The organism is Pantoea sp. USMM079 (genome assembly GCF_037153115.1).
Lineage (GTDB): Bacteria > Pseudomonadota > Gammaproteobacteria > Enterobacterales > Enterobacteriaceae > Pantoea > Pantoea communis.
In genome coordinates this window covers 59,771-77,735 of the sequence record NZ_JBBCKX010000026.1, presented here as the reverse complement: position 1 = coordinate 77,735, position 17,965 = coordinate 59,771, and the positions used below count along the sequence as shown (strand labels likewise).

Here is a 17,965-nt window from a genome sequence, read left to right as displayed (position 1 = left end):
GACCTGGGGAGCCTCGCAAGAACTCAACATTTCGCCGCCCCGATGCACAGATACCAGTCGAGACGCAGGAAGCGCAAAAGCAACCGTGTCATCGGGGAAGAGATGTACAGAGTCAGAGTCAGAGTCATACAGCTGTGGGTTTGTGGGCTGACAGCTGTAGATTCTGAAAGGAGGTATGAAGTGGCTGGAAAATTAAGTAAGCAGCTCGTGACGCTCGCACGTCAGGGCGGAGGAAGTTTTAAAACAGTTTCTGATCGTTCAAAGATTGCCAGCCGCTTTTCGGAGCGACTGGCAACCCTTAATATTCAGATTCGGGACGTAAGCCATATTAAGACCAAACATATCGAAAACTATATCCGAAGCCGTCAGGTTGAAAATATATCGTCCAGAACGTTGCAAAATGAAATGGCCGCATTACGTTCAATCCTTTCACAGGGGGGGCGTAACGTTCTGGCTAACCCTGCGCATGAAAAGCTGAGTAATCAGGCGCTGAATATTTCTGGTGCCAGCAGGGAAGGGACTAAAGTCGCCATTTCTGATGAACGTCTTAAAGAAATTATATCGACCGTATCAGAAAAAGATCGTGGGATCGCTTTAGGCATTCAGCTGGCAAGATATATTGGTCTCAGGGCAGAAGAAACTGTTCAGTCAGCAAAGTCACTCAATACGTGGCGAAAAAGTTTGCTTTCCGGTGAAAATAATGTTCGCGTTGTATTCGGTTCTAAAGGAGGACGTCCACGTGATGCAACGATATTTGAAAGAGACAGGGTTATCGCTTTATTAAATGAGGCGGTTCGTTATGTGGATGATAATAACGGTAAGTTAATCGACAAGCCAACGCTTCACCAGGCGCTTGACCGCTATCATAATGTATTACGGGAAAGTGGAATGACGGGAATACATGCCCCGCACAGTCTCAGGTACGCTTATTCTCAGGACGCCGTAAATCATCATCTTGAAAATGGCATGACCCGGAAAGAAGCTGAGGCTTTAGTGTCGATGGATCTTGGACACGGTGATGGGCGCGGAGATTATGTTGCGCGTGTTTATAACCGCGTTGACGAAACCGGATAATAACGGGGTCTTGTAATTTTCCTCAAACAGGCGCTATTATTAAACCGCTTCTTACGTTGTCTTCGGACAACCACCAATGGTCAGTGGCTTGAGATGACCGCCTTCGGGTAGCTGCATTAACACTCCTGTAGCCTGAAAGGGAGAACACATCAGTGTGGTAAATCTGCTCGCCTTTGGAAGCAGATATCGTCAAACACGGCTCCTACTGCCTGGCGATGAAGGTTCATTCAACTATCCGGCTTCGGCCTTCGCTCTTCGGGGAAACATTCCCGACAGGGCAAATGTTTCCCTGTTTTTCAGGAGAAACTATGTCAATAACTCACTCGTTCCTGACTGAGCTGCGTATGCCTTTCGATATGGTTATTTCAGCTGCAACCCGTGTGCGTCTGAATACCCTCATATCACGGCTGCACTCAGAAGAACATCGTGGCTTTCTTCACCTTCCGGTCATTATGAGTTCTGTTCCCGCGTCTGGTTCGACGATCAACGTTATCACGCCATTGTCATGGCAAGAACGGTGATTAACGGTCAGCCGGGTGATGAATTCATTTTCAGCCGGCACGGTAAGCACTTCACTCACAATGCTGCTGCGAAATCCGCTCAGCTTGCCGCGTCTGATGCTGCGACCTTCCGGGCATTCACTGCTCAGAAGTAACGGCACAGTCGCATCAACCATACATTCGCTTTGCGAATGCCCATCGGGAAACATCTTCCCGACAGGGCAGGTGTTTCCCCCACTAACCGGAGAAACACCATGCAAACCCTTTCTTTACCCTCTTCCTTTTCCATAAAAGGCATTTTTACTGCGGCTTCCGTTGCGGCTGTATCCCTGTGGGATCGTGTCGCTGACGGCAACAGTAAAGATGAATGGATAACGAACCGCGCCGGCTCACTGAGCTTTAAGGTGCAGGTCCATCAGTTACCCTCTGGAAAATGGACGTCCGGCATACTTACGCGTTCCGGCACCTTTTACGGCAATCATCGCTTCAGTTCGCTGAAACATCCTGCTGATGAGTTTCGCTCGTACCGTCAGGCTCGCCGCTTCGCACTGAAGCTGGCAAACCAGCTCGCTACGTTACGTTTCGCTTACCAGTAAGGGGTTGAGCTACCTGGACGGCAAAGCCGGCTCAGCGATAGCCCGATCTGAAGCAATTTAACGTTAACCAACCCTGTGGGGATTTATTTCCCACCAGGGGGATAAATCCCACTGAATTTTGAGGATTTATCATGACGCCCATCTCCGTACCGCCTCAGCACGTCACCTACAACGTGAAGCAGACCGGATGGATATCCCCGAGCCAGTGGCACAGTTTTACCCTGGCAGTCACAGAAGCATTCTGGCTGCTTCCGGTACATCTTCGTCCATGCTCGCCCACCAATGGTATGCGTATGCAACGCGCGTCCATGATGTTCCCTTCTCCGGAGATATTTGTTTTCGCCGGAAAAGACGAAGGGAATTACGTATCCAGAGGCGTGATGTTGACTCAGGATCTGAGCGCCGGTTTGCGTATTGAAACAGAGGGGCAACCCGTTGATTTCTTCACGCGAATAGTGCTGATCCTGCTGTATCAACATTGTGAGGGCTGTTACGAAATATCGTCATCAGCCGGCGGCGTCAGCTGGTCTCTGCCTGCTCGTTGGGCAATACGGCATGAGCTGATTTCAGATCATGCTGCGCCTCAGTCCTTCAGCACACACGGGTTTATCACCGGCGCAGCTGATGAGCTGCTTATCAGAAGCGTGTCTGGCGGTGAACGACCTTTCACAACGGCAGACTGGGGGCTGGTTTCAGAGCTTGAGTTCACACTTGAGGCACTGAAAACCGACAAACGCTAATACCTCAACTTTAACCCATCGGGGATTTACGTCCCTGTGGGCGGTAAATCCCCTCTGAACTGGAGATTTACCATGACACAAACCTCAATCGATTCACTGGTCATTCCGGGCGTTTACCAGTTAGTCCAGGGGGCGTCCATAAAGGCTGAACAGTGGTCCCGATTTACCGAGGTGGTGAAAGAAGCCTTCTGGCTTCTTCCCGCTCAGCTCCGGCCATATAAGCCGCTGGGTTTTGAGATGAACCGTGCTTCTGAGCTGTTTGATGATGAAGGTTCGGTTACGTTCAACCATAAGGACAGTGCAGGCTACTGTTGCAATCCGTTCTATCTAAGGCAGACGCTTTCGGATGATTTTCAACCCTACCGCAAGGTTGAGAGTCAGCGATGCAGACAGGATTTATTCGTGCGCATCGTGCTGGTTCTTCTGCATAACATATGCCCCGGCTGCTATCACATAACCAGTTCCTGCCCGCAGAGCTGGCGTTTCGCACAGCGATGGCTGGCGTGGAACATGGATATGTTTACCAAAGCACCCGAAGACATTCCGGCATCGTTCGTGATACCTGGCGCGGTTGAACACCTGCTTCTGGTTAAAACGTCCGGACCCGGTAAGCAGGTCACCACTGAAGAGTGGGAAGCGATATCAGGTATTGAGCTCTGGCTTGCCCAACAGCACAACGACTGACACATTTACCAACCCTTCCGGGATTTGCTCTCCGGAAGGAGGCAGGTCCCGCTGATTCAGCAGGTGATCCTATGTTTACTTTCGACAGTAACGCGCTCGCGCAGCTGTTTCACGATACATACCATCAGACCATGTCGGTCAGACTGGTTATAAGTTCGCAGGAAGGTTTGTTCCTGGAGTTTCAGAACGGCTTACCCGGTCAGCTTTTCTACCGTAAGGCGCGGATACATGCGCTCGAATACAGCGGTGGCAGTAGCGATCCGGGCGTGCAGGTCGAACTTAAATTTGGTCACATCTCTGAAGAATACGGGCTCATCGTTGATGACCCTGCCTTTTTCAGCGCGATGACGGCCGATGACAAAGTGGTTGTTCTGTCTGTCAGCTCCGAATACCAGCTGAAACGCAAAACCATCAGCTGGCTGAGTGAGCGTAAGCTTGCGCTGCTCAGGGAAAGGATGGATGTCATGCGGACTTCGGATTTTCTTGAATGCCGCAGCGACGAAGAGCGGGCCGGGTGGTTCGGTTCGGCAGCATCCATGCTTGAAGAAGCAATATTTACAGACAGTAAGCGGTTTGATCGCCACAACTTTTATATTTCAAGGCAGCAACTCCGGTTGCGGCTGAACAGCATAACCGCCGACGGAAAAATTATTTCTCCGGTGCGTTAACAACTTTCCCTGACGGGCGTATTTCTCGCCCGTCAGGGAAGGGATGCGCCCTTTTTTCATCTAAGGAGCATCCCATGACTAAATCAACCAAAACCCGTCGCACGAAGAAAACTGAAAGCGTCGATCTGTACCAGAAGGTCACTGACCGCATCGTAGAGGCACTGGAAAACGGCGTCGCGCCCTGGAAAAAACCGTGGCGCACCGTCGGCACCTGTGCAGCTTCAGGTCCGATACCGGTTAATGCCTTAACGGGCAAGGCATACAGCGGCGTAAACGTGCTGCTGCTGTGGCTGGCCGCTGAGGAAAAAGGGTACAGCACCGATCGCTGGGTAACGTATCGTCAGGCGCAGGAGCTGGGCGGACAGGTTCGCAAAGGTGAAACGTCATCAGAGGCCATTATTTTCAGGCCGTTTGAAAAGCAGGCTGAAGATCTCAGCGGAAACAAGCTGTTTGATGCTGAAGGCAAGCCACTGATGGAATCACGGGCCATGATAAAGCCTAACTTTCTGTTTAACGTTGAGCAGTGTGACGGATTACCGGAAGGTGTTGCAGCCGTACCGCATGAATCACCCGTAACCGAATACCCCGGCACGATCGACTGGCCGACGGAAAAACGGATATGTGAGATTGTGCATATGGCGGGCGTTAAGGTGCAGTTCAAATTACAGAACCGCGCTTATTACGCCAGACACACGGATTCAATACTGATGCCAACGGCGGAGCAGTTTTTCAGCCACGCCGACTACTTCAGCACGCTGCTGCACGAAGTGGTACATGCCACCGGTCATGAGTCACGACTGAACCGTGAAGGCATAACCAAATCGGCGAAGAAGTTCGGCGATCCGGTTTATGCGTTTGAAGAACTGATAGCCGAAATGGGCAGCGCGTTTCTGTGTGCTCAGCTCGGCGTTTTCGGCGATGTTCAGCACGACAGCTACATAAAATCGTGGCTGGAAGTCCTGAAGTCCGACAAAAAAGCGCTTTTCCGTGCCTGCCGGCAGGCAAGGGAAGCCTCTGAGTTTTTACTGCAGTTAAAAGACACCGCGGCTGAGGCTGCGTAACACACCAACCTGGCAGCGTTGAATGATCGCGCTGCCGTCCCGTGAGGGCACTGCCCCTCACGGGACAGTGCCCTCTTTTTTTTGTAAAAAGAGGAATTAACCATGTCAGACTGGTGCCATAACCGTTTAGAAATCACCGGAAAATCCGCGCTCATCGGCATTATGGAAGAGTGGATCACCGGCGAAGCCGTACCGCTGTATCGCCACGCCGTCATGCGCAGCATAAAGCTGTTTCTGGCGGGATGTGGCGGACTGCTACGCCCGGTCAAAACGGAGTCATTTCCGCCGTTTCCCGCGCTGATGCAGAGCGGGACGGGACAGGGCACGCCGGCAAATCTGGCGTTTGATCAGTGGCTCGATCTGCTGCGCAGGGATGTACCGCTTGACGGTGAGAACCTGCGTAAAATCGAGCGAATTTACCATCAGTCCGGTATCGATGTGATCCGCTGGGACAACATTCCGGAGGTATCGCGCAGGCATATCGCGCGACTCATTGAGGAGCGCTATGCGGACTGGTTTGGTGTTGCCACCCTGTCCCGGGAAATTGAACCGGGGCAGTGCTGGGAGCGGCTGAGCCAGTTGCCTGAGCGGGCCCAGCCCTGCGATATGCTGCAGATTATCCCCGGTCGTCTTGCCGCTGAGCTGAACGGCAGCGGAGGTTTGCTTGCCGGGATGTCTACGGCCGGCAGTTTTTACTGTCGTCAGTACGGTATGGAATGGCCCGCAGGTCATAACGTCAGCTGGCAGCGTGAAGGACTGAGCAGCATAAAACTGTCGTTTGATTCCGCCTGGTTTCCGCCGGCAGGAGAGGTGATTGCGGCGCTTTCTTCCACGTTTGACTGTGAGATTCGCCACTGGTACAGCGAGCCCGTTCACGAACTGGATGGCTATGACTGTTACGATCGGGGCGAGCACGTCTGCAGCGCTGAGGCGACGGTTGACGAGCTGGACGACGGCAGGCCCGGGCTTCATCTTGTGCCGGCAGCTGAATCCGGTGACTTACCGGCCGGAATGCCCGTACAGCGGACGGCACAGGCATGAGTGGCAACGGCGAGTATTTGCGCTGCCGCGTCATTTCTACGGCTCATCTCAGCGCAGACGACAATGCGCTGCTGGATGAAATCACGACCCGTGAAGTCGAATACGGTGAGTGGATCCACTATGTCGGTGGGGGCTATCTGCTGCGGTTAACCGCGCGTTCTGCGCCGGTTCTGCGGCTTAAAGAGGCCGGGTTATCGAAAGAGGCCCGCCGCCTGATCGCTTCCGTGATGCGTTCGGATGCCGTGGAAGTCCTGATTTTCGAATCAGGGGCTCCGGAAGCTGAGGGATTCACCACGTACAGCTGGTAACCAAAAAAAGGTGAGCCGTAAGGCTTGCCACACACCCTGAGGGGAACACTTCCTCAGGGGCGTGTTCCCCTTTTTTTATGGAGAACACGCATGACTTCTACCAACCATCGCAAGGCATTCCTCGCGCTTTTCAACGCCACGGCCCGTTATCATCACCGGCACAAGGTGTTTGAAGACTTCGTCAGCTGCGCGGCGATTGCGCTGCACAACGGCGTTGTTCACGATGCCGGGCTTGAAAAGCAGTATCTGAGCATAATTGCCGGCTACGAAAAGGAAGACGTCACTCAGATGGCTGCGTTACTGGGTCACGTCGTCATGGCGCTCGATCAGGACCGTTGTGATTTCCTTGGCAGCGTTTTTATGGAGCTTGAGCTGGGTGATAAGTATCGAGGCCAGTTTTTCACGCCGTGGGACGTCTCGCGGATGATGGCATCGGTGCAGTTGTCCGGCATCGATGCGCTGATGCAGGCTCAGGATTTCATTACTCTGCAGGAGCCGGCCAGCGGCGCGGGCTGCATGGTTATCGCCTTTGCTGAAGAGTTCGCACAGCGCGGTTATACGGTGTCAGAGCAGCTGTGGGTGTCGGTAACGGACGTTGATCCGCTGGCCGCCAATATGTCCTACATACAGCTCTCGCTCTGCGGTATCGCGGCTGAGGTTGTGACCGGAAACGCGCTGACGCTTGAACGGCGCAGGACGCTTTACACTCCGCTGCATTACACCGGCAGGTGGGCAGTAAAACTCGGCCGCGCAACGCAACGCGCAGCCTGACCATAACGCCTCTCCGGAGGCGTTTTTTTTTGCAAATCGATATAGAGTTTGCGATGGATACCACACTACCGGCAGGGCATGGTGCATGACATGACGCTGACGGAGGAACATCTTACATGCAACCCACGCAGGAGCAGGCACAGATAATTGCCTGGAAAGGCAGGCAACTTGTCGTGACGGCATTTGCCGGCACGGGTAAAACATCCACGCTTGAGGCTTACGCGCTGGCAAATCCCGGTGAACGCATGCTTTATCTTGCCTATAACCGCGCTATACGTGAGGAATCCGAACGGCGATTTCCCTATAACGTGGAGTGTAAAACGTTTCATCAGCTGGCGTGGCCGGGGTTTGGCCGGCACTTTCAGGCGCGACTCGCCACATCCCTTCGCGTAACGGATATTGCACGTCTGCTCAATTCACGCCACTGGCTGCTGGCACGATCTGCGCTGAGCACGCTTAACACCTTTCTCTACAGCGCCGACAGGGAGATATCACCTCTGCACCTGCCAGATGAGAGTGACAGGGGAGGACTGGATGCGGGAAAGATACTCGGCGCGGCACAGGTTGTATGGCATGAAATGACCCGAATGGATTCACATTTTCCGGTGACGCATGACATCTACCTCAAACTGTATCAGTTGTCTGTACCGGATCTCGGGAAGAGGTGGGACGTTATCCTGTTTGATGAAGCGCAGGACGCCAATCCGGTCACCCGTCAGTTTGTTCTCAGCCAGCCCTGCCGCATCATTCTTGTTGGCGATCGTTATCAGCAAATCTATCGCTTCAGGGGAGCAGAAAACGCGCTGGTTTCTCCACAGCTGGAGACCGCAGACCGGCTCTGGCTCACGAACAGCTTCCGGTTTGGTCCGGCGGTTGCAGACGTTGCGAATACTTTACTGGCGCAGGCAGGAGAATCGCGCGGCATATGTGGGCTCGGCGGTGAGGATAAGGTTGTCCCTGAGCTTCCAGCCGGAACTGCACATCACTGTGTTATCAGCCGGACGGTGGCGGGCGTGATTGGTTCGGCCCTTACGGCAAGCCTGGCGGGTAAAAGGGTGTACTGGGTAGGGGGGATGGAAGGATACCGCATTGTTGAACTGGAAGATCTGTACTGGCTTTCGGTCGATATGCCCGACCGCATTATGTCGCCCCAGCTGACGCGCGATTACCGGGATTTTGAAGAGTACCGGTCCATTGCCAAAGCGACGAAAGATCCGGAGATGGGGCAGGGGGTCCGACTGCTGGACATGTACTTTCCCCTTCCGACGTTACTGGCCGTACTGAAAAAACAGGCGGTAACGCATGAAAGTGATGCTGACGTGACGGTAGTGACCGCGCACCGCAGTAAAGGACTTGAGTGGAACGCGGTCTGTCTCAGCGATGATTTTGTTGATATTACCGACCCGCTTCTGAGCCCGCGCGAAAAGGAAGATGAGCTGAATCTTCTGTACGTATCGGTAACGCGCGCGCGCAAAGTCCTGGTGCCAAATGAGCTGGTCCGTATCGCAACCGGATGCCTGCAGGAGCTGAATGAAGCCTCTGAAACACCGGTTGAGACGAATCCGACCCGCGCAGAATTAGCATCGAACTGTGACAATAAACCGGCATTATCAGGAAGTAAAAATGTTCAGTAAACTCATTGCCAGCCTGTCCGGGGGGAAAGCCACCGCTAAGTCACCGCCAGCTGGCAGCAGGATCCCATCGGGATATTTTGCACCGCAGTCGGCCGCACAGCTCCTTTCATTACCGCATCGTAAGCTACTGATGAGGCAAATCTGGGATAACACCTCTTTGCCGGAGGACGTTTATAGCCGGCTGTATCTGGCACCGCTGAAAAAACTCGCTGAGTGCGTGCAGGTTGTGCCGGCCGCCGGGGAAGGTGAATGGAGTAAAGAAGGCGGATTTATCGACCTCACCCTCAAATTTACGGCCTGCAGCGTCAGGCTGGCAAAAGGGCATATGTTTCCACCGGGTGCCGCTCCTGAAGAGCAGGCCGCTAAGAACACGCTCTGGAATGCGGTTGTTTTCTGGTCAGCGCTTACCGCGCATCTGCCGTTGCTGACCCGGATTGAGGGCGAATTACTGGACGGTCAGTGCTGGATGCCTGGCATGGTGCAACCGGCAGCGCCGTTTCGGTTTCGGGTTAATCAGGCAGATAACGCCAGCGTGGCAACATTGATGGCCTCCAGGCTGCTACCGGACGACGGTGTCACCTGGCTCAGCGGGGATCGCCAGGCTATGCAGGTGATGGCGATGCTGGCAGTCAGAGAGGCATCGGCCATGCCACTGATTAAAGATATTCTCGATAAAGCGCGGAATATCAGCGGTTCGCCCGTAAGTGCAGCATCAGTGGGCCTGCATTCAGTGACTTCAGTTGTGTCATCTGCAGTCACCGAACAGCCGCAGCCGTCAATCATTTTACCAGACGGGGGCATCAGCGCCGCCTCAGCGCTCGCTGATGTCGGAACCGAAAGTGTTGCAAAAATGACCTCAGATAATTCGACCGGGCAGGCAGAACATCAGCTGACGGCATCCGATGGTCCAATTGATTTGTCATCGGCACTTTCAGAAAACTTCGGTTCAACGAATGAACAACCTGAGACTGAAAATACATCAGTTGATGATGACACCTCCATGCTACTCAGCATGTTCAATGCAGCCGAACCGGCGACCACTGATGTGAATGATGATGCGGAACAAAAGGCCCCGGTCATTTCAGATGATGTTATTTCGGTTCAGCCCTCTGACGAACATATCATCGCGGTTCCCGCTGAATATGTGAAACCCATATCCGACGCAAAGCCAGATGATGAGGTTCCTGTCATTGAGTCCATGCTGGATTCCGTCATTGGAAGTGAAGGCGATATAAGTGAAAACGGAGATATTCCCACGACTCCTGCAAAGAATGAAGTAAGCAATCCTGGTGAGCAGTTTTTAGAGTGGATTAAGGAGTCTGTAAATAATCAAACGCTCAGCGTGAACCATCAGGACAGCCTTCTGCATGCGGTAAGTGGATTTATGTTTATATCTCTGCCAGGCACGGTTTTTAAATTCATAGATGCTAATGGTGTGGAAAAAGACCGAAAGGCTGTACAGTCATCTTTCGAAAAGATGGGCATATTACATATGCGTAACGACAAGCGCTTTTTCAGAGTGAAAATATATGAAAGCGAAGGTCTGGAAGGCAAGTATCAGAAGCGAAGTGGATATTTAATCCGTCTTTCTTTACTTGGCTATTCAGGAAAAAGTAAACTTCATGACAGTCATTATATTCTGATTGAAAATTAATCAAGGGACCTTTACAGGTCCCCTGTTAAATTCACGCTGGGATGGCATTTTTCACTGCATCAGGAACGGTCGGTCTGCCGTTAGCGATACAGGTTGCCGTGAACACGGCTTCTGCATAAAGGGTATTGTTTACCAGTATCTGCTGAACGAAATTGACGCGACTGCGTTTTTCATTGGCCTGCAGGGCACATGTTACCTGCATTTCATCACCTTTCTGCAGGCTCTTCTTAAAGCGCAGCGTATATTCCAGGATCATATGCAGGCGACCTTCAGCGAACTCCTGCTCCAGATCCAGCCCCAATTCTTCTTTCATAAACGCGTGGCGCGTCCATTCCATATAGAAGGGATAATAAAGACCATCCACAACGCCTTGAAAATCAACGTGCTTTTCGTCTACGGAATAGGTTTTGGTAAACATCATAAATCCTTAAAGTAATTCAGCAGTGCAAACCGCATTGGTAGTATCAGGTTTTCAAATTCCTTTTGCGAGGTGTCGGCCCCGGTACAGATATTAAGCGCCATGCTCATATCGTCCTCAATACCATAAATGAAGCTAATCCCATGGTATATATTGTGATCTCGCCGTTGTTCATCAATGATATTGTTTTTTTCATTTCGCAAGGCGTCATCCCAGATGACTGTACTTACATCACCTTTCATTATTTTAGTGAGCTCAATCCCTATTTTAATTAACAGGCTGTCTTTGTATTTGCCTTCATAATAAAATTTATTATCCCATTCAGCATACCCATTGCTTTGATGTGCTGAGATATTATTATTTACAACCAGTAATGTAGATATGTATGTAGTGCGCTCAAGTTTATTGAGAAAATTAATGACTTCATTGCTGCATTGGTGAAAATTGAGCTTCACTTCTTTTGAATCCATTTCACTCTCCGGCACTCGTAAATATCGCTCTTCATGAGTGTTATGCTTTGGTTTCCTTCAAGAATGATTGATTTTTCATCCATGACTTTGAGGACGCCAACATGTAGTCCATTAGCACTTTTCACATAGCACAGTTTGTTGTTATTAGGGTCGATATTTGAGAGTGTGGATACAATACAGAATTCTCCGAAACTGACGTATGGCTCACCATACATGCCGCCTATCTGTACCAGTTCTACGTCAGGCAATTGCCGGCTCGCAAGAATAAACAATGTATCCTCATCAAGTTTCGCATATTCAGTGAACTGTGGCGGAAAGCCTTCGCCGGTCATGATCCATTGACCATTCACCTGCAGACCGTTCTCGGTGAAAAATTCTGCAATGATATTTATTACATCCATCCTGCGGGCGGGGATTGAACCATCCGATTCCCAGCGGGTGTAGGTTGTGTAGGACAGATCCATATTTTTCTGCTGTATAAAGCTCACCACTTCCTGTGGCGTAGTACCCGTAGCAGCCCTGCAACATTTAAGTCTCTTCTCGATCGTATCTAACATTCGCATTCCTTAACGGAAATTATTGCAATGATTTTAAAGGAAAAAACGGGGCAGAGTTCGGGAATAATTCCTTGTAAATGGGAAAAAATTGCAAAAAAGCCATAAGTGATGGTAATATGTAAAAAGTTAACAAATTTAGTGTTAAACATTATCATAAAATGACCTTGTCTTGACACTTTTACGTGATAAGTGAGGGCATCCCCCAGTTAGAAGACATCTGACGGGGTTTTAGAGCAATCAGGGTTCCGGTCCGTTTTAGTAAATCGATGCTCCTTTTCCTTAGTTTGGGTTAAGGAAAGTCCTAAATAAAACTTAACTTGGAGACAGCATGCCCTCACATGACCAGTCACGTACACCGGCACCGATCATTTATATAGGTCCAGTCAGACGTGAAAATTTGGAAGGATGTGCAGTGAAACTCACTCATTCATCCGGCCGCGTCATTAGTGCGTCGAAAATTGTCCAGGGTCTGATCGATACTTACCTGGACACATACGTAAGTGAGCTAACGGCAAACTCCGCCATTAGCTAATACGCCAGATTAATCAAAGCTCATGAAATCCACGTCTTTTGTGGAGGAATAAACTCATGCCTAATCACCCTGGTACTTCGGAAGCCATACCGTATTCGACAGAAGCTGAACAGTGCATTTTAGGCGCATTAATGCTGGACAATGACCGTTGGGATGAAATCAATCTTTTATTAAAGAGTCAGGATTTCTTTCTTGCTGCCCATCGTCATGTATTTAAGGCGATGAGCAACCTTTCTTCTGCATCATTGCCTATTGATCTCATAACTCTCAGTGAAAAGCTTGAACACGACGGAGTGCTTAATAATTGTGGCGGGTTTGCTTATTTAGCGGAGCTGAGTAAGAACACGCCTTCAGCTGCAAATATTCTTGGTTACGCAGTTATTGTGATTGAGAAAAGCCGCTTACGTGCTCTTCAGGTCATTGGAAATAGCCTGATTGCTGATGTTCAGGTTAATCGGCTAAGTTCGCAAAAAATCGCTGAGCACGCTGAAAATGCCCTTTTCCAGTTAAGTGAACAAGGCGAAAGCGCAAACGAGTGCGAAACTGAAATCATGCAGGCGCTTGACCAGTTGCTGAGCAAACTGGAAGTCGCCACGGCCGCTGACCATGGCATCACCGGCACGGCTACAGGGATGGCGGAAGTTGACTTTATGACCTGCGGACTGCAGCCGGGCGACCTGGTTATTCTCGCCGCGCGGCCTTCCATGGGCAAAACTTCACTGGCTCTCAGCTGGAGTATCGGCGCGTTACTGAGCCGGCCGCAAGAAAGCGTGTTCATTTTCAGTATTGAAATGCCGACCGATCAGCTGATGATGCGGATGCTGTCCATGCGCAGCAGGGTAGAACTCAGCAACCTTCGCAGTGGCAATCTCAGTGATGAGGACTGGGGAAAGATCAGCATGGGTGCTCAGGAGATGGCTGAATGGCGCGAGCGATTAGTCATTGATGATAACAGCAGCCAGACGCCGGCCACGCTTCGCACCCGGGCTCGCAGATATATCCGTAAATACGGCAAACCCTCTCTCATCATGGTCGATTACCTGCAACTTGTCCGCTGTCCCGATATGGAAAACCGTACTCAGGAAATCGCCGAAATCTCCCGATCGCTCAAAGCGCTGGGTAAAGAACTCGGCTGCCCCGTCCTTGCACTCTCACAGCTCAACCGGCAGGTAGAGCAGCGTGCTGATAAACGTCCTAATAATGGCGACCTTCGAGACTCGGGGGCGCTTGAGCAGGACGCAGACCTGATTGCTTTTATCTATCGCGATGAGGTTTACCACGCTGATACGGCGCATCCGGGGCAGGCCGAAATCATCATCAGTAAACAACGGCAGGGGCCTACGGGCACCATCAAAACCCAGTTTGACGGCAGGTTTACCCTCTTCAGTGAATATCCTGAGGGCGGGTATGACTTTGGTTATGATTTCAGGAGCACTGGCAAATGAGTCAAATTCAGCGTGTTGCAACACCGTCCGGCAGTGAAAATCTGGCCAGGATTTTCACTCTCGATGAACTCTGTCTGAACCCTGATAATCCGCGCAAAAGCCGCAATCCTCTTTTTGAGGATTTGAAAGCCTCCATCCGCGCGCGCGGGCTCAATTCCGTTCTGTTTGTGACGCGCGATCCCCGTGTACCGGAAGGAAAGTGGACTTTCAGTGACGGGGGGAACACGCGTTACACCATTATGCGTGAGCTCTGGGATGAAACTGGAGATCAGCGATTCTTTCATATGACCTGCATTGAAAAACCGTGGCCTGGCCGTTTTCAGTGCATTGCAGGGCATCTCGCAGAAAACGAAACCCACGGACAGCTGACTTTTATAGATAAGGCTCTTTCCGTCAGTGAAGCGAGAATATTGCTTGAAGAAGAACGTGGGAAAAAAATCTCTTTGCGCGATCTCGCTGCAGAGCTGACCAGTAACGGCCTTCCAGTACATTTTTCAAGCGTAAGCCGTATGGAAGATGTGGTGACAAACATCTATCCGTGGATGCCTGGTTTGCTGGGATCGGGGTTCGGTGGGCGGGAGCTCAGAAAACTGCTCAAGCTGCGCCATGGCGCTGAAACAGTCTGGGATAAATATCATTTAAATAAAGATACTTGTTCCGATAGCAACTTCACGAGTGTGTTTGGGCAGTGCTGCCAAAAATTTGATGATCCTGAGTTATGGTCACTGGAAATGTTCACTGATGAGCTCATTGGTGATCTGACTGAGGCGTTCCCGTGTGATGACCTGGACTACGATGGCTGGCTACTGGAACTACGCGGTGTTGATAAGGCAAAGGCAGAACCTGCTGAAGACATCACCATAGCCGTTTCACCGGCCTTACCGGCCACCTTATCAAGTGTGGCAAATGATGATGCCGGTGAGCATAGTGATACATCGAATGAGCAACCATCAGATGACAGCTCCCAGATGAAAAGCAAATCGCGGGATACAGTCACTGAAGCTGAGACTCTCGTTGAAATCAGTGATTCAGAGGGCTCATCCTGTCTGGTAAACGATGAGGTTGAAACTCATGCAACTCAATGCCCTGATGACTCCCTTCAGCCAGTGGCTCCGTCAGAAAACCATTCACTCTGGCACCTCAGCGCCTTACAGGACGATATTGAGCACCTGCAAAGTATTGCCTGGCGTCTGTGCTGGGACATCGCCAGTGCTCATGACTGCGGTGACGCATTAGAACCCGCCAGTGAAAACGCACTTCAGCCGGGTTACCGACTTACAGAGCCTGCAGATGATGCTCATGTTGTGCCCTTATTCCTTGCCTCCCTGACTGACGATACGGCCTGTCAGGACTCTATGAACTTAACGTTTAAATTGCTGATCGGGTCATCTGAATCAGCCACGCCTGTTTTTGATGACGAGCAAACTCTGATGGTGTTCCGGCTAATCAGGATCCTCCGTCGTCTCCGCGAACTGCAGCGCAAGCGTGCTGCGTCAACTGTTCCTGTAAATGAAGGGTAACTGATGAACACGAACCTATCCCGGGCTGCGAATGGCTTCCTGCTTGACCTGGTTATGGAGCTGAAAAACGGGTTTATACGTCGCTGTGACAAGATGGGCCTGACGTCTGAAGAGATTGCCACGCTGAAGGATATGACCATCGAAGATATCCATTACATCATCAACAGCGAGGTCTCTGTCCTTTCATTTCAGATAAATCAGGACAATCTGGCGAGGCTTATGACGCAAGCCAGGGAGGAGCAGACGCGAAAGCAAAGGATTGATCGTGCGCTCGCGCTGGGGGGCTCAATCAAACTGATGGAGCATTTCTTCGGGCTGATGAGTAATGACGTAGCTGCGCGTCGCAGGATCGCGGGCATAAAAGTGCGTGCAGGCCGGGGAACCGTCCTCAGCGAAGAACAGAGTACCGAGCTATGGGAAATCTGGGCGGCAAATGACAGTAAAACACTGCGCAGTGAAACGGACGAGGGGCTGGATTTGATGCTACTTGCTGCTGAACAGATGGATATCTCACTGACCGCTGTCTGGAATACCGTTCTCAAATGGGAGAGTGAGCATCTCACTGCCGCCACCCGGAGAAGAGCATGACTGTTACCGCTGTGAACCACATTCACTGTAATCAGGAGGGGCAGAATGCGGTCATGTGAAGTTATACCGGGTCTTAAAGCCCCGGTTACTGCTCCATCTTCACTGCGAAAAAAAGCGACCCGCGCGGTGCTTCGATTCTGGCAGGGTGAGCGTAACTATAAACGTCTGCATGAAAACCGAACCGGCTATTACAAGATCGATCTTGGTCCGTTCTGGCGACTGCTCAGCCGCGATGAAGGGCGCACCTGGGAGATGATGAATCATGAGCGCTATAACACGGCTATGCGCAACTGAAATATAGCCAGAATGCTGAGCGTTGCGCCTTGAGTGGCACAGTGCTCAGCATTTTTGTATTCAGAAGGTGAAGAATGACATTACCGGATGACAGCCTTATCCATCAGGCAGTCAATAAATTAATCGATCGGCTGGCGTGTTTGCCGGAAGAGCAAAAAAACTGTGTCCGTGGTGGTCTGTTATTCACGGGTAACATACATGATTCCATGCCGCGCCGGTTGCTTCTGGACCCACGCCTCTCTCCGCTGGACAAAATGGGCTGGATAATCATCCGCCTGCACGCGTTGAGCAATGACGGTGCCGTTTTTCCCTCCTATGAAGAGCTGCAGCTGCAGCTGGCAACGCCAGGAAAAGGCAAAGCGTCCAGAGAGACCATTAGCCGCATACTCCTCATGCTTCGCATTACTGGCTGGCTCAGCCTCTGCAAACGCGTCAGGGATGCAAAGGGTAGGGTAAGAGGCAACATCTATGCGCAACACGATGAGCCGTTGTCATTTTGTGACGCAGAAACGTTCGATCCGCACTGGCTTAAAACCGTTGCGGAAGCCTGCCTGAGTAGCAACCGCACCATCAGTTCCACAGCGAAATCAGTAATCAGTGAAATTCGGCTGGATCCCGCAATGGCTCACCACCGCAGCCACCTTCAAATGTTAGATGCGCGGCTGGGTGCCGTTCAGAGTCCTGAAGAGCTGGCCTGCCGAACTGTACCCGAACCGACGCGTCATTTACGGGGTTCGGATTCCGAACTCAGCTTAAATGTGCAGGCTCAGAAGCCGGGTTCGGTATCCGAACTCAGAGGTGGCGCGGGGCATAACGGCCGGGTTCGGAATCCGAACAGTTACGTACGTAGTTTTACAACTAATACAGATAAAACATACGTAAACGATTCGGTTTGTCTGCCCGACAATTTCGCATCCCTGCTGAAACCTGAAGATCGGGAGATGGTTAATCTCCAGCTGCAGGCGTTACCGGCTGAGAGATCTGCGCTGGTCCTGTCGAATATTATCCGGGCGCAGCGTGAAGGCAGCCTGCAAAACCCGCTTGGCTGGCTGCTGACCGTGCTCAAAAAGGCCCGGCAGGGGACGCTTTATCCTGCTGATAGCGGAAGGAAAGTATCAGATAACACCGGCCATGCGTCACGCCCGGAATTACGGCCCTTCAGGCCTTCTGCTTCTGAAAACAGGAAGTCCTGCAGTGACGAGCGCGTCAGAGAGATATTACAGAGTCTTCGTGAGTCTGTCGGACCTCAGAGGAAATGAGCTGGCGTTGGCAGGTGTATATAAAACACACAGTGTTGCACGGTGCAACACTGCTTAAAAAATAATCACCGTTGCACCGTGCAACGCTGGTTATTAATTGAACTGGTTTTTTTAGAAAACAAATTTTCATTTTTGAAAATCTGATTTCGCA

At 51.3% G+C, this 17,965-nt stretch carries 20 protein-coding genes; 16 read left to right on the top strand and 4 right to left on the bottom strand.

The genetic code is table 11. The features are described from left to right. Window positions 1–180: 180 nt before the first annotated feature. Complete coding sequence (locus WFP70_RS23005) at window positions 181–1,074, top strand: integrase domain-containing protein (protein WP_337024469.1); 894 nt, start codon at window positions 181–183, stop codon at window positions 1,072–1,074. Window positions 1,075–1,510: 436 nt separating this feature from the next. On the opposite strand, the gene WFP70_RS23000 is transcribed toward WFP70_RS23005, so the two are convergent. Then, the gene (locus WFP70_RS23000; RefSeq protein WP_337024470.1) at window positions 1,511–1,750 is read right to left on the bottom strand and encodes a hypothetical protein; all 240 of its coding nucleotides are present in this window, start codon (window positions 1,748–1,750) and stop codon (window positions 1,511–1,513) included. Window positions 1,751–1,828: 78 nt separating this feature from the next. On the opposite strand from WFP70_RS23000, the gene WFP70_RS22995 reads away from it, so the two are divergent. The 10 genes from WFP70_RS22995 to WFP70_RS22950 all read left to right on the top strand — a co-directional run bounded on the left by WFP70_RS22995 (window position 1,829) and on the right by WFP70_RS22950 (window position 10,731). Beyond that, window positions 1,829–2,170, top strand: a complete 342-nt coding sequence (locus WFP70_RS22995; protein ID WP_337024471.1) for a hypothetical protein — start codon at window positions 1,829–1,831, stop codon at window positions 2,168–2,170. A 308-nt stretch (window positions 2,171–2,478) separates the two neighbouring features. Continuing rightward, window positions 2,479–2,910 carry a hypothetical protein gene (locus tag WFP70_RS22990; protein WP_337024472.1) on the top strand — a complete coding sequence of 144 codons (432 nt, stop codon included), beginning with the start codon at window positions 2,479–2,481 and terminating at the stop codon, window positions 2,908–2,910. 72 nt (window positions 2,911–2,982) lie between these two features. Beyond that, entirely contained in the window at window positions 2,983–3,594 is a 612-nt protein-coding gene (locus WFP70_RS22985; protein ID WP_337024473.1) for a hypothetical protein, read from the top strand. A gap of 71 nt (window positions 3,595–3,665) precedes the next feature. Beyond that, window positions 3,666–4,262 (top strand): hypothetical protein, encoded by a 597-nt coding sequence (locus WFP70_RS22980; RefSeq protein WP_337024474.1) that lies wholly within the window; start codon window positions 3,666–3,668, stop codon window positions 4,260–4,262. 74 nt (window positions 4,263–4,336) lie between these two features. Beyond that, the gene (locus WFP70_RS22975) at window positions 4,337–5,323 is read left to right on the top strand and encodes an ArdC family protein (protein WP_337024475.1); all 987 of its coding nucleotides are present in this window, start codon (window positions 4,337–4,339) and stop codon (window positions 5,321–5,323) included. Window positions 5,324–5,425: 102 nt separating this feature from the next. Continuing rightward, window positions 5,426–6,364 carry a DUF1281 domain-containing protein gene (locus WFP70_RS22970; protein WP_337024476.1) on the top strand — a complete coding sequence of 313 codons (939 nt, stop codon included), beginning with the start codon at window positions 5,426–5,428 and terminating at the stop codon, window positions 6,362–6,364. Beyond that, entirely contained in the window at window positions 6,361–6,672 is a 312-nt protein-coding gene (locus WFP70_RS22965; RefSeq protein ID WP_337024477.1) for a DUF5983 family protein, read from the top strand. Before WFP70_RS22970 ends, WFP70_RS22965 begins: the two co-directional genes overlap by 4 nt. A 90-nt stretch (window positions 6,673–6,762) precedes the next feature. Then, window positions 6,763–7,443 (top strand): N-6 DNA methylase, encoded by a 681-nt coding sequence (locus tag WFP70_RS22960; protein ID WP_337024478.1) that lies wholly within the window; start codon window positions 6,763–6,765, stop codon window positions 7,441–7,443. Window positions 7,444–7,559: 116 nt separating this feature from the next. After that, window positions 7,560–9,077 (top strand): UvrD-helicase domain-containing protein, encoded by a 1,518-nt coding sequence (locus WFP70_RS22955; protein WP_337024479.1) that lies wholly within the window; start codon window positions 7,560–7,562, stop codon window positions 9,075–9,077. Beyond that, complete coding sequence (locus WFP70_RS22950; RefSeq protein ID WP_337024480.1) at window positions 9,067–10,731, top strand: TraI domain-containing protein; 1,665 nt, start codon at window positions 9,067–9,069, stop codon at window positions 10,729–10,731. The genes WFP70_RS22955 and WFP70_RS22950 overlap by 11 nt, the downstream gene beginning before the upstream one ends. Window positions 10,732–10,762: 31 nt before the next feature. On the opposite strand, the gene WFP70_RS22945 is transcribed toward WFP70_RS22950, so the two are convergent. From WFP70_RS22945 to WFP70_RS22935, 3 genes are read right to left on the bottom strand one after another with little or no spacing between them, the layout of a single operon-like run. Then, window positions 10,763–11,149: an acyl-CoA thioesterase gene (locus WFP70_RS22945; RefSeq protein ID WP_337024538.1), complete on the bottom strand. Its 387-nt coding sequence runs from the start codon at window positions 11,147–11,149 to the stop codon at window positions 10,763–10,765. Then, window positions 11,149–11,619, bottom strand: coding sequence for a hypothetical protein (locus WFP70_RS22940; protein WP_337024481.1), 471 nt, complete (start codon window positions 11,617–11,619; stop codon window positions 11,149–11,151). Before WFP70_RS22940 ends, WFP70_RS22945 begins: the two co-directional genes overlap by 1 nt. Next, window positions 11,601–12,176 (bottom strand): hypothetical protein, encoded by a 576-nt coding sequence (locus tag WFP70_RS22935; RefSeq protein ID WP_337024482.1) that lies wholly within the window; start codon window positions 12,174–12,176, stop codon window positions 11,601–11,603. The genes WFP70_RS22940 and WFP70_RS22935 overlap by 19 nt, the downstream gene beginning before the upstream one ends. A gap of 588 nt (window positions 12,177–12,764) precedes the next feature. Between WFP70_RS22935 and dnaB-PI the strand changes: the two genes are divergently transcribed. The 5 genes from dnaB-PI (at window position 12,765) to WFP70_RS22910 (ending at window position 17,814) form a co-directional block, all read left to right on the top strand. Continuing rightward, on the top strand, window positions 12,765–14,153 hold the full coding sequence (gene dnaB-PI, locus WFP70_RS22930; RefSeq protein ID WP_337024483.1) for an SPI-7-type island replicative DNA helicase: 1,389 nt from the start codon (window positions 12,765–12,767) through the stop codon (window positions 14,151–14,153). Next, the gene (locus WFP70_RS22925; RefSeq protein ID WP_337024484.1) at window positions 14,150–15,673 is read left to right on the top strand and encodes a ParB family protein; all 1,524 of its coding nucleotides are present in this window, start codon (window positions 14,150–14,152) and stop codon (window positions 15,671–15,673) included. The genes dnaB-PI and WFP70_RS22925 overlap by 4 nt, the downstream gene beginning before the upstream one ends. 3 nt (window positions 15,674–15,676) lie before the next feature. Next, on the top strand, window positions 15,677–16,261 hold the full coding sequence (locus WFP70_RS22920) for a DUF2857 domain-containing protein (protein WP_337024485.1): 585 nt from the start codon (window positions 15,677–15,679) through the stop codon (window positions 16,259–16,261). 45 nt (window positions 16,262–16,306) lie between these two features. Next, window positions 16,307–16,555 carry a ParE family toxin-like protein gene (locus WFP70_RS22915; RefSeq protein ID WP_337024486.1) on the top strand — a complete coding sequence of 83 codons (249 nt, stop codon included), beginning with the start codon at window positions 16,307–16,309 and terminating at the stop codon, window positions 16,553–16,555. 74 nt (window positions 16,556–16,629) lie between these two features. After that, complete coding sequence (locus WFP70_RS22910) at window positions 16,630–17,814, top strand: STY4528 family pathogenicity island replication protein (RefSeq protein ID WP_337024487.1); 1,185 nt, start codon at window positions 16,630–16,632, stop codon at window positions 17,812–17,814. Window positions 17,815–17,965 lie beyond the last annotated feature (151 nt).

Coding starts and splice junctions, on each gene's coding strand:
- WFP70_RS23000 (WP_337024470.1), bottom strand. CDS start 1,750: ATGGTTGATGCGACTGTGCCGTTACTTCTGAGCAGTGAATGCCCGGAA.
- WFP70_RS22995 (WP_337024471.1), top strand. CDS start 1,829: ATGCAAACCCTTTCTTTACCCTCTTCCTTTTCCATAAAAGGCATTTTT.
- WFP70_RS22990 (WP_337024472.1), top strand. CDS start 2,479: ATGATGTTCCCTTCTCCGGAGATATTTGTTTTCGCCGGAAAAGACGAA.
- WFP70_RS22985 (WP_337024473.1), top strand. CDS start 2,983: ATGACACAAACCTCAATCGATTCACTGGTCATTCCGGGCGTTTACCAG.
- WFP70_RS22980 (WP_337024474.1), top strand. CDS start 3,666: ATGTTTACTTTCGACAGTAACGCGCTCGCGCAGCTGTTTCACGATACA.
- WFP70_RS22975 (WP_337024475.1), top strand. CDS start 4,337: ATGACTAAATCAACCAAAACCCGTCGCACGAAGAAAACTGAAAGCGTC.
- WFP70_RS22970 (WP_337024476.1), top strand. CDS start 5,426: ATGTCAGACTGGTGCCATAACCGTTTAGAAATCACCGGAAAATCCGCG.
- WFP70_RS22965 (WP_337024477.1), top strand. CDS start 6,361: ATGAGTGGCAACGGCGAGTATTTGCGCTGCCGCGTCATTTCTACGGCT.
- WFP70_RS22960 (WP_337024478.1), top strand. CDS start 6,763: ATGACTTCTACCAACCATCGCAAGGCATTCCTCGCGCTTTTCAACGCC.
- WFP70_RS22955 (WP_337024479.1), top strand. CDS start 7,560: ATGCAACCCACGCAGGAGCAGGCACAGATAATTGCCTGGAAAGGCAGG.
- WFP70_RS22950 (WP_337024480.1), top strand. CDS start 9,067: ATGTTCAGTAAACTCATTGCCAGCCTGTCCGGGGGGAAAGCCACCGCT.
- WFP70_RS22945 (WP_337024538.1), bottom strand. CDS start 11,149: ATGTTTACCAAAACCTATTCCGTAGACGAAAAGCACGTTGATTTTCAA.
- WFP70_RS22940 (WP_337024481.1), bottom strand. CDS start 11,619: ATGGATTCAAAAGAAGTGAAGCTCAATTTTCACCAATGCAGCAATGAA.
- WFP70_RS22935 (WP_337024482.1), bottom strand. CDS start 12,176: ATGTTAGATACGATCGAGAAGAGACTTAAATGTTGCAGGGCTGCTACG.
- dnaB-PI (WP_337024483.1), top strand. CDS start 12,765: ATGCCTAATCACCCTGGTACTTCGGAAGCCATACCGTATTCGACAGAA.
- WFP70_RS22925 (WP_337024484.1), top strand. CDS start 14,150: ATGAGTCAAATTCAGCGTGTTGCAACACCGTCCGGCAGTGAAAATCTG.
- WFP70_RS22920 (WP_337024485.1), top strand. CDS start 15,677: ATGAACACGAACCTATCCCGGGCTGCGAATGGCTTCCTGCTTGACCTG.
- WFP70_RS22915 (WP_337024486.1), top strand. CDS start 16,307: ATGCGGTCATGTGAAGTTATACCGGGTCTTAAAGCCCCGGTTACTGCT.
- WFP70_RS22910 (WP_337024487.1), top strand. CDS start 16,630: ATGACATTACCGGATGACAGCCTTATCCATCAGGCAGTCAATAAATTA.